Genomic DNA, 12,175 nt, shown 5'->3' with positions numbered 1-12,175 from the left:
TAATTTACACGTAAATTCATTATAATAGAATAATAAAGAAAAAATATAGAATAATAACGGAGGCTATCATGTCGGGTCAATTCGCAAAAGGTCAATTAAAATTATTTGCACTTAATTCTAACGTAGAGTTAGCAGAGAAGGTTGCTCACGTTTTAAATACACCCCTTTCTACAGCATCCGTGAAACATTTTAGTGATGGCGAGATTCAAATTAACATCGATGAAAGTATTCGTGGTGCAGATATTTACATTATCCAATCAATTTCAAATCCTGTTAATGAAAACTTAATGGAACTTTTGATTATGGTTGATGCATTACGTCGTGCCAGTGCCGGGACCATTAATGTTGTGATGCCTTATTATGGGTATGCACGTTCAGATCGTAAGGCACGTTCACGTGAACCTATTACAGCTAAGTTAGTTGCTAATTTCATTCAATTAGCAGGCGTATCTCGTGTCATTACACTTGATCTCCATGCTGCTCAATTGCAAGGGTTCTTCAACATTCCAGTGGATCATTTAGTGTCATTGGAAATCCAAGCAAAATACTTTATTGAAAAAGGTATTACAGATGATGTTGTTGTGGTCTCACCGGATCATAATAGTGTTAAAGGTGCTCGTAATATGGCTGAAAAGCTCAAAGCTCAGATTGCCATTGTCGATAAACGTGGTTCTGACTTTGCTGACAATAGTGCAGCAACATCTATTATTGGTGATGTCAAAGGGCGTCGTTGTATCATTATCGATGATATGATTGATACTGGTAAAATGATGACAGATGCAGCTCGTGCACTTAAAGCTGCAGGTGCAACAGACATTTACGCTTGTGCAACGCATGCTGTTATGTCAGATGGCGCAATTGAAGCTTTGTCTGATGATAATATTAAACAAGTCATTGTGACTGATAGTATTGTTGTACCAGAAGCAGAAAAGCTTGATAAATTAGTTCGTTTATCAGTTGCTGATCTCTTTGGTCAAGCAATTGATTTGATTCATAAAAACCGTTCAGTTGATAAATTATTCACAGCAAAAGATTAAATTAAATAAACCGTTAGTTAAGTCACTTTTGTGAGTTTGCTAGCGGTTTTTATTTTGGCTTTTGCTAATTATTGTTAGCTTAAATGATGAGTCTCATCCGAACAAATTTTAAAAGTTTTCAATGGTATACTTGTTTTGCATAACAACTACTGGAGGTTCTTTTATGTCTAAGAAATTACAATCAATTGTTCCTATTTTTTTGTTAGTTATTAATACTCTGTTGATTCTCTTTTTTATGTTTCAATTATTTCCGTATCATTTAGGCAGATGAAAACACGTCGGTTACCTTATGATCTGCTAATGATAGTCGTCTTTCTCCAATGTTATTTAAGATCTTATTAGTTCTATTTTATATATATATTGGGCATATATTAGTTAGGTAAAGAGGAAGCAAAATGAGAAATAGCAATATGGTATATTAGTAGAATAAGAACGATTTAGTGGATGAAAAGGGGCGTTAAAATGAGTTTGAAATTTGTCGTAGGGAAAGCGAGTACAGATCATCAAAAAAGTCTTGTTGCGCAGTTAAAAGAATCAAAAGTGACTGATCCAACGGCGCAGTTTTTTTATCTCGTTCCTAATCATATTAAATTTGAAGCAGAAGTTAGTGTTCTTGAAGCGTTAGGGGCAGAAAAACTTGCTGAACAAAATCTCTTTGCACAATCGAATGTTCAAGTTTTATCATTTACCCGATTGGCATGGTTCTTTTTGAAAAATACACCGTATTACCAGATACCACGGTTGTCACAATCTGGATTGAACATGTTGGTCTATCATCTTATTTCAGAACATGAAGAAGAATTAACCATTTTTCGAGGTGAAAAAACGCAAACAGGGTTTATTTCACAACTAGTGAGTCAACTGAAAGAACTCAAAGTTGGCTGTGTCACCGCTGAGGATTTAGCGCAAATTGCTGAATCATTTCCAACAACAGGTGATTTAGGTGCTAAATTACATGACTTACAAATTATTTATCGTGCCTTTGATGCTGCGATGGCTAATCGTTATATTGAAAATAATGATTTATTAGCGGAATTGAGTCGTTATTTAACAGATGATCGTTTAAAGACGAGTTATTTTTACATTGACCATTTTTCACAATTCACGGCGCAAGAACAAGAACTTGTGACGGCCTTAATTAAAGGCGCAAAGCGAGTAACCATCGGGTTGGTTTTAGATAAAGGTCATGCGCATGAGGTTGTAGAGAAGTCTGATTTATTTTATAAATCAAGTCGTTTATATGTCAATTTGATTGCCAAAGCCCATCAAGCTAAGGTTTCAGTATTAACAGATAGTTACGCTGAAACTAAAGATAATCAGAATCCAGATTTATCCCGGTTAGAAGATTTTTGGATTGCGTCGAGACGGTTAGTTAAATCAAAATCGGAAGTGTTGGCTCAGCCTGATTCGATTCAAATTTTTGAAGCAGATAGTCGTTATATCGAAATTCGACAAGTTGCAACAAAAATAAGGCAGTTGGTGGCAACGCAAGGTTATCGCTACCGTGATTTTATGATTTTAACACGTCATTTAGATAGCTATGAAACGGTGATCCCACCAGTATTCAATGAATTCCAAGTACCGTATTTTAACGATTTACAGCATGCGATGGCCGATCATCCATTAGTTGAATTATTAGCTGCATTATTTGAAGTAAAAGCGAAGCATTACCAATATAGCGCAATGATGCGTTTATTGAAAACAGAATTATTAATCCCACAAAGTGAAAATAGGGTAATGCCAATTGAGCAGTATCGTAGTGCCGTTGATTTAACTGAAAATATGGTCTTAAAATATGGCTTTTCTGGTTCTCAATGGTTACGTGAAGATGATTGGACTTTTTACCGATTCGATTTCACAGATGCAGATGAGCAACAGACGGACAAGGATCAAGCAATTACAACGCAAATAAATCAAATTAGACATTTTGTAAAGCAGGCGTTGCCACCTTTTTTCAAGCAATTGGATCAAGCGAAGACAGGTGAAGCAGGCGCCAAGATTATTTATCAATTCCTTGTTGAACAGGGTGTCACACAGCGGTTATTAAGTTGGCGTGATCGCTATTTGGCTGCTGGAAATGTGGCTCAATCTGAAGAGCCCGAACAAACTTGGCAGACTTTTGTGGGAATGTTGGATGAATATGTGGACACGTTAGGGACACAAACGTTCCATGTTGATGACTTTATGGCTTTGATTCAAGCTGGTTTTGAAGGGGCAAGTTATTCACAAGTTCCCTCTACTTTGGATCAAGTCGTTATTTCTGAATCAGGGATGGTTCAAATGAACAATCGAAAAATGACCTTTATGATTGGGTCAACGGATATGGTTATGCCGGAACAGGTAAGTCAGATGCAATTATTAACGGATAATGACCGCGTAGAAATGGCTGATCACTTATCTGATGATCAATATTTATCAGATTCTGCTATCAGTCAAATGGCGGCTGAACCATTTGTGAACTATCTTGCTTTTTTAGGTAGCCGTGAACAACTTATTTTTTCATATCCAAGTGGGAATGATGGCGAAAAGAATTTAAATCCGTCACCTTATCTCATGATGATTAAAGCGCACTTTAATTTAGCTGTTCAACATTTAGCAGCTAGTCCTGAACTGACAGAACAGTCAGCACTTGGCTTTATTGGGACGAAGCGGAGTACCTTATCATCGTTGGTGGTAGTGTCTCATCTTGCGAAAACGACTTTATCGCCAATGCCCAATAGTTGGCAATATATTTTACGTCAATTGTTAGCTGATTTGGAAATAGGATCGTTGACGAAACAGTTATTAGGTAGTTTGGATTATAAAAATGTGCCCGTTAATTTAACCCCAGAAATTGTGACTGACTTATACGGGACGCAGATGAATACGTCAATTTCAAAATTGGAAACGTTCTATAATAATCCGTTCGAATATTTTTTACAATACGGTTTAAAATTGAAAGAACGTGATGTTTTTGAACTATCACCTGCAAGTACGGGTGAGTTTTTCCATATGGGATTGGATGAATTGATGAAAGTCGTTACTGACGCCAACCAGATTTATGCTGATGTGTCTAAAGAACAATTAGATGATTATTTAAATGTGATTTTAAAAGATATGCGAGAGTTACCACAATTCCAAATTCTTGGTAGTTCAAGCCGCATGGGCTACATCGCTAAACAATTAAACTTATTATTAAAACAAGTGACGCATGCCATGTGGCAACAAGGTCAACAAACTAAGATGAAACCGCTAAAAACGGAAGTCCTATTTGGACATGTTGGGGCTGAATCTGGATTGAAAGCCTTAGCTTATGAATTACCTAAAGGACATTTAGTTAAAGTCCGCGGTAAAATTGATCGCATTGATTATATGAAAGTTGATTCAAAGCAATATCTCGGAATTATTGATTATAAATCAGGTATTCGAAAATTTGATTTTAGTGATGCCTTTTATGGATTATCCATGCAAATGCTGACTTATTTACAAGCTCTGATTGAAAATGCTGATATGATTGCACCAGAGAATGATCTGCAGACGTTAGCAGCTGGCGCAGTTTACATGCATTTACAAAATCCTAAGTTGAAAATTGAAGATGTGCAGAAAAATGGGTTATCTGATACCTTGTTAAAAGTGAATCAAATGGATGGTTTATTATTGGAAGATGACCAGTTGCTTGGTAATCTGGATACAGATTTTGCAGATGAATCAACGGGTTATTCAATGATTTATCCGTTTAGAAAAACGAAAAAAGGGTTTACGTCGCCTTCATCTCGTTCAAAGAAGTTGATTACACAAGAAGATTTGAATTTACTTTTAGGACATAATAAAAAGTTGATTATGAAAGCAGCGAACGATATTTTTTCAGGGACAACGGCCTTAAGTCCTGCACGTTGGAATGCGAAAAAAACGGCTTTGCAGTATTCGCCTTATAAATCAATTTTTCAATTTGACGCGATGTTACCTGAAAATAATTATCATGAAATTAGTAAATTAAGTTGGGAAGACATCAAAGAACGCCTGACAGATGGGGAGGACGATACGATTGAGTAAATTTGAATTTACACCTAACCAACAACGTGCCATCGATGAAAGTGGGACGAATATACTTGTGTCGGCCTCTGCTGGTTCAGGGAAAACCCGCGTTTTAGTTGAACGTGTGATAAAAAAAATCTTAAATAAAACGACTATTGATGAGTTACTTGTTGTGACTTTTACGGAAGCCGCTGCCAAAGAAATGCGGCAACGAATTCAAGTGGCTTTACAAAAAGCAATCAATGAAGCTGATAATCAAGCACAAAAACAATATTTAATGGAACAACTCATGCAATTACCAGTTGCTAATATCAGTACATTTGATGCCTTCTGTCTACAATTAATCAAACGTTATTACTATGTGATTGATTTGGATCCCGTTTTTAGAATGTTAACAGATGTGACGGAAGCTGCTTTGTTACGAGAAAACGTCTGGGAAGAATTACGTGAAACACTGTATGCTGCGGATGATGCCGTTTTTGAAAGCTTAACGCAAAATTTTTCAAACGACCGCAATGATGAGGGATTATCTGAACTCGTTTTCAGCTTATTTACATTTGCGAGTTCGAAACCCAACCCTGCTGCTTGGTTGGCTAGTTTATCTACAGCGTACGATGTGGGGGATGATTTGGTTGGTAGTCCTTTCTACCAAACGAATATTAAACCATTAGTTCAAGCTGATTTAACGCAAATTCAAGCTGATTTGAAAACAGCGTTGGATTTGGCAACTCGATTTGACTTGAATAAACATCTTGTTGTGACTGAAGAAGAAAGACAGCAGTTTTTGCCTATTATTCAATCTGTTGAAAATGATGCGCCTTGGAATCAGCTCCGTGATAATATTCGTGGGTATAAGCTGAAGCGTGCACCAAGCGTACCAGCAAAAAACTTAGAAGACGAACAGGTTATAGCGAAAGACCGGATTAAAGAACTGAAAGATGGTATAAAAAAAAGGTTAACTCATTTATCTGAACAATTTTTCGTGCTAAATGAAACGAAAACGTTGGAAATTATGACGGAATCCAAAAAATTGATTGAAAAATTAGTCGATGTGATTGGGTTATTTAGTGACGCCTTTACCAAAGAGAAACGCCAACGTCACATACTTGATTTTAATGATTTGGAGCACTTAGCATTGACTATTTTGGCGAGTGAATCGGAGACATCTGTTCAAACGCAAGCGGCACTCCAAGCTAAGTATAAAGAAGTGCTGGTTGATGAATATCAAGATACTAACCAATTACAGGAAGCAATATTAACGCGAATTACAACGAAAGACCCTGGCAATATGTTTATGGTGGGGGATGTGAAACAGTCTATTTATGGGTTTAGACTGGCTGATCCTAGTTTGTTTTTGAGTAAGTATCAAGCTTATGAGAATAAAGCTAGCGAGGGTAACCGGATTATTTTGGCTGAAAATTTCCGTTCTGTGAAGAATGTAACGGATTTTACTAACTTAATTTTTACGCAAATTATGGACGAAAAAGTTGGGCAAATGGCTTATGATGACGATGCTCAGTTAGCCTTTGGAGCGTCGTACTATCCTGACATTGAACAGAAGGCTGAAGTTTTAATTTACGAATCTGATGAACCTGAACGTTTCGATAATCCAGATGATGAGACTGAAGCAACTAACGAGCAATTTGAAATTGACGGTAAGTCAGAAGGGCAAGTAGCTTTGATTGGGCAACGAATTCAGGAGCTGATTGCGGATAAAACGGAAATCTTTGATCGCAGCGCTTCAGAAAAACGTCCGGTTGAATATCGTGATATTGCGCTATTGGTACCAACTCGTAAGAATAATTTAGCAATTATTGATAGGTTCAAAAAAATGGGTATTCCAGTTGTCGTGAACGATGCAGAAAGTTATTTTCAAACGACTGAAATGCGAATTATGATGGCTTTATTGCGGATTATTGATAATCCTTATCAGGATATTCCATTGGTCAGTGTATTGCGGTCGCCAATTGTTGGATTGGATGAGAATCAATTGGCTTATCTGCGTATCGGCAATCGGACAGATGATTACTATCAAGCAGTATTGACTTTCTATCAAAACTTTAATGCGTTTAAAGAAAGTGGCTTCGCAAAAAATCTCTATAATAAAATAAATCGTTTCTTGAGCCAATTGTCAGGTTTTCGTGAAATTGCGCATGAAAATCAGATTGCAACTTTGATTTGGCAGATTTACGAAGAAACTGGGTTTTTGGACTACGTTGGGGGTATGCCAGCCGGAAGTCAGCGTCAAGCTAACTTACATGCGTTATATAATCGGGCACACGCTTACGAAAATAGTAGTTTTAAAGGGTTATTTCAGTTTGTACGTTTCATTGAAAAAATGCAGGAACGAGATAAAGATTTAGCTGAAGCACCTGTGCAAAATGTGGAGAATGCGGTGTCAGTGATGACTATTCATGGGAGTAAAGGTCTTGAATTTCCTATGGTCTTTCTTGTGGATGCCACGCATCAGTTTAATCAAATGGGGATGCGCAAGCCTTATCTAATTGATGATCATGCTGGCCTTGGTATGACTTATTTGAATCCCGAAAATCGTATCATGATGGATACATTACAAAAAATGATTGTGAAATCGGCTGCCATTGCGAAATCGGAAGCTGAAGAAATGCGCTTGTTGTACGTTGCGTTAACGCGTGCAGAACAACGCCTCTTTATTGTGGGTGCTTATGCGAATAAAAAAACAGCAATTAATCATTGGCAAAAGGCATTCCAGAGTCAGCAACTTGTGCTGAATGCGACAGCACGAAGTGGGATTAAAAACTTCATGGATTGGATTGGGATGGCGTTGGTGAGACATCCACTGTTTGACGCAGCATTGTTATCAGATATGCCAGCAGCATCGTTGTTATTAAGTGATGATGAAACACAATTTAGTGTTAAATTTTATCAGAAAACAGATTTAAAACAGCTGAGCGTGGCTAGCGAAGAAGTCTCGCAGACAGATTGGTTAGAAACGACAACTAGCGAGATGCCTGAAACGTTTGGTGATATTGATGTTGATCAAATTGAGCAAGTTTTGAATTTCCAATACCCGTTTGAGCATTTGACTAAAACAACTGCTTATCAAGCAGTATCAGAAGTGAAACGATTATTTGATGATCCGACTAGTCGTGAAATGAATCAATTAAGTGTAGACGGGCAAGGTAATCGATATGTGGCCAGTGAGCTTGCTGTACCGAAGTTTATGCAGGGGGTAACAGCACCAACGGGTAGTGATATTGGTAGTGCCACGCATTTAGTGTTACAGGAGCTCGATTTGACGGGCGAAGTCACTTTAGCAGGGATTCAAACTGAAATTGAGCGGTTAGTAGCGGCTAAAGTCTTAACTAAAGAGGTTGCAGCGCTGATTAATGGGCAACATATTGCTAATTTCTTTCAATCTGATTTGGGCAAATCTGTTTTGAAGGCTGGAAGTGCGGTTCAACGTGAAGCCCCTTTTTCGATGTTGTTGCCAGCCAGTGAGTTGTTTCAAAATATAGAGTCACCCAATGAAAAAGTCTTGATTCATGGAATTATTGATGGTTATTTTGTTGAAGATGATGAATTAGTGTTGTTCGATTATAAAACAGATAAAGTATCTAAAGACAGTACTATAGAAGGAATTGAAAAAATAACCACTCGATACCGTGGTCAATTGAATTTATACGGTGAGGCATTAACGAGTATGACAGGCATGAAAGTGGCCCATAAATATTTATATCTTTTGGCTGCTAATCATGTAGTTGAGGTATAAATGTAGAATGTCACAATAAAAAAATTTGAATAGATCTTAGTAAGATGAGTACCGATGCATGTGCATCAGTACTCATCTTTTTATAAAAAATAGGATTGTAGTATAGAGAGTGACATCGGTTAAGAACATAGTTGCACTTATTTTTAGGTCGCTTTATAGCGAAAAATAGAAATAGTTCCTATGATAGATCAACTTTTTTTGCAAATTGGTATAGATAGGTTTATTTTGAATGAAACAAGACATGTAAACGTTCAAAATCTCATTATAGAAATGGATATAGCGTAACTATTCAATTAAAAGGTATAATTGTAAACGTGTACAGATTTAATTTTTTAATAGTAAATCGTAATGATTGTGCTATACTTATCAACAGAGACGTTATGTAAACGATAGTTTATTTGTCGTTTCGTGGCATTTAAAATTAAATTGGATTGTGGATGGACAGAGGCAAAACGCTTAAGTTGATTTTGAAATTTTTTGCTTTTATATTATAAATGTAAGCGTTTTTGCTAAAATTCTGAAAGAATCTGATAAAAATTTAGGAGGTTTTAAAAATGGTTGGAATTGTAATTGCAAGTCACGGTAAATTTTCCGAAGGCATCATGCAATCCGGTTCAATGATTTTTGGTGAACAAGAGAATGTTCAAGCAGTCACTTTCATGCCTAATGAAGGACCAGACGACTTGAAAGCCCATCTTGAAGCAGCAATTGCTACTTTTGATGATCCAGAGCAAGTATTGTTCTTAGTCGATTTATGGGGTGGTTCACCATTTAATCAAGCTAACGGCTTGTTTGAAGCTCATAAGGATAAATGGGCAATTGTTACAGGTTTGAACTTACCAATGTTAATTGAAGCTTATGCAGCACGTTTATCAATGGATTCTGCACAAGAAATTGCTGCAAGTATCTTAGGTGAAGCAAAAGGCGGCGTTAAGATTAAACCAGAAGATTTAGCACCAAAAGAAGCAACTGTTGCAACAACAAACGCACCTACTGGTTCAATTCCTGAAGGAACTGTTATCGGCGATGGTAAAATCAATTATGTCTTAACACGTATTGATTCACGTTTATTGCATGGACAAGTTGCGACAGCATGGTCTAAATCAGTTAAACCTGACCGCATTATCGTTGTTTCTGATAATGTTGCTAAGGATACACTTCGTAAAAACCTAATCGAGCAAGCTTCACCACCTGGTATTGTTGCACATGTTGTGCCAATTGCTAAGATGATTGAAGTCTCAAAAGACCCTCGTTTTGGTGGAATGAAAGCATTACTTCTTTTTGAAAGTCCAGAAGATGTTTTAACAGCTATGGATGGCGGAATGACATTTGACGAAATTAACCTTGGTTCAATGGCTCATTCAGTTGGTAAAGTAGTTGTTAACAACGTATTATCAATGGGAAAAGAAGATGTTGAAACTTTTGAAAAATTAGAAGCAAAAGGCGTTAAATTTGATGTCCGTAAAGTGCCTAATGATTCAAAAGATAACATGGCTAACATTCTTAAAAAAGCTAAGGAAGAATTATCTAAAGCTTAAAGAACACAATAAAAAGAAATTAATTTAGGAGGCTTATTATGTCAGCTATATCAATGATTTTAGTAGTATTAGTTGCCTTTCTAGCTGGTATCGGTGGAATTTTAGATGAATTTCAATTCCATCAACCACTAGTGGCATGTACCTTAATCGGTTTAGTAACTGGTAATTTCACTGCCGGAATTGTTCTTGGTGGTACATTACAAATGATCGCACTTGGTTGGGCAAATATCGGGGCTGCTGTTTCTCCCGATGCTGCACTTGCTTCAGTTGCATCAGCAATTATTTTAGTATTAGGTGGACAAGGTGTTAAAGGTGTTCCTGCAGCTATCGCTGTTGCCGTTCCTTTAGCCGTTGCCGGATTATTCTTAACAATGGTTGTTCGTACATTGGCTGTTCCTATTGTTCATGCAATGGACGCTGCCGCAGAACAAGGTAATATCCGTAAGTTAGAAGCATGGCATATTCTTGCTATTTGTATGCAAGGTATCCGTATTGCTATCCCAGCAGGAGCACTTCTCTTTATTCCAGCAAAAACTGTTGCCGGATTCTTGAACTCAATGCCCGCTTGGTTAACTGATGGTATGGCCATTGGTGGTGGATTAGTGGTTGCCGTTGGTTATGCACTTGTTATTAACATGATGGCTACAAAAGAAGTATGGCCATTCTTCATTCTTGGGTTCGTAGTCGCAGCTATTACGCAATTAACATTGATTGCTATTGGTGCTATCGGTGTTGCCCTTGCTCTTATTTACTTGAACCTCGAAAAAATGGGTGGTTCATCAAATGGTGGCGGTGGTAACAGTAGTTCCGGTGATCCACTTGGCGAAATTCTAAACGACTATTAGACTAGAAGAGGGAGGAAAAATATTATGGCAGATAAAATTGAATTAACTAAAAAAGATCGATTAGCTGTAGCATGGCGTTCAACGTTCATTCAAGGTTCATGGAACTACGAACGTATGCAAAATGGTGGTTGGGCATTCTCTATGATTCCAGCTATTAAAAAATTATACAAAACAAAAGAAGATCGTGCGTCAGCTTTAAAACGTCACATGGAATTCTTTAATACTCATCCTTATCTTGCATCACCAATCCTTGGTGTTACCTTAGCACTTGAAGAAGATCGTGCTAACGGCGCTGACATTGATGACGTTGCAGTTCAAGGTGTTAAAATTGGTATGATGGGTCCTTTAGCCGGTGTCGGCGATCCCGTTTTCTGGTTTACTGTTCGTCCAATGTTAGGTGCTTTAGGCGCTTCATTAGCTATTGGTGGTAATGTTCTTGGACCAATTATTTTCTTCGTTGCATGGAACCTTATCCGTATGGGATTCATGTGGTATACACAAGAATTTGGTTACAAAGCTGGTTCTAAAATTACAGAAGATCTTTCAGGTGGTTTATTAAAAGATATCACTAAAGGTGCTTCGATTTTAGGGATGTTTGTTCTTGCGGCCTTGGTTCAACGATGGGTTTCAATTACGTTCACACCAGTGGTTTCGACAGTTAAATTAGCCAAAGGTGCTTTCATTGACTGGGCTAATTTACCAAAAGGACCTGCAGGTATTCAAGAAGCCTTAACACAATATAACTTGGGTAAAGGTTTATCATTAACACCAGATAAAGTAACAACCTTACAACAAAATTTGGATCAATTAATTCCAGGTTTAGCTGGGTTATTACTTACATTCTTATGTATGTGGTTATTGAAGAAGAAAGTTTCACCAATCATTATCATTTTAGGTTTATTCGTATTTGGTATTGGTGCTCATGTTCTTCACATTCTATAAAATTAAAACTGAACTCGGGAAAATATCCCGAGTTTTTTTAATTGGTTT

6 protein-coding genes are annotated in these 12,175 nt (G+C 37.2%); all 6 read left to right on the top strand.

What is annotated here, in order from left to right:
- Positions 1-68 precede the first annotated feature (68 nt).
- The 6 genes from ACVQ8P_RS01940 (at position 69) to ACVQ8P_RS01915 (ending at position 12,127) form a co-directional block, all read left to right on the top strand.
- Positions 69-1,037 (top strand): ribose-phosphate diphosphokinase, encoded by a 969-nt coding sequence (locus tag ACVQ8P_RS01940; protein WP_462297202.1) that lies wholly within the window; start codon positions 69-71, stop codon positions 1,035-1,037.
- 462 nt (positions 1,038-1,499) lie between these two features.
- Positions 1,500-5,069 (top strand): PD-(D/E)XK nuclease family protein, encoded by a 3,570-nt coding sequence (locus ACVQ8P_RS01935; RefSeq protein ID WP_462297200.1) that lies wholly within the window; start codon positions 1,500-1,502, stop codon positions 5,067-5,069.
- Entirely contained in the window at positions 5,062-8,802 is a 3,741-nt protein-coding gene (addA, locus tag ACVQ8P_RS01930; protein ID WP_462297198.1) for a helicase-exonuclease AddAB subunit AddA, read from the top strand. The genes ACVQ8P_RS01935 and addA overlap by 8 nt, the downstream gene beginning before the upstream one ends.
- A 554-nt stretch (positions 8,803-9,356) precedes the next feature.
- Positions 9,357-10,340, top strand: coding sequence for a mannose/fructose/sorbose PTS transporter subunit IIA (locus tag ACVQ8P_RS01925; protein WP_462297197.1), 984 nt, complete (start codon positions 9,357-9,359; stop codon positions 10,338-10,340).
- Between the two features lie 38 nt (positions 10,341-10,378).
- Positions 10,379-11,185: a PTS mannose/fructose/sorbose transporter subunit IIC gene (locus tag ACVQ8P_RS01920; RefSeq protein WP_462297196.1), complete on the top strand. Its 807-nt coding sequence runs from the start codon at positions 10,379-10,381 to the stop codon at positions 11,183-11,185.
- A 24-nt stretch (positions 11,186-11,209) separates the two neighbouring features.
- A complete protein-coding gene (locus ACVQ8P_RS01915) occupies positions 11,210-12,127 on the top strand; it encodes a PTS system mannose/fructose/sorbose family transporter subunit IID (RefSeq protein WP_462297194.1) in 918 nt (305 codons plus the stop codon).
- Positions 12,128-12,175: the final 48 nt, after the last annotated feature.

Source organism: Dellaglioa sp. BT-FLS60, from assembly GCF_054941065.1.
Note: the sequence above shows the minus strand (reverse complement) of the source record. Positions and strands in the feature narration are given on the sequence as shown.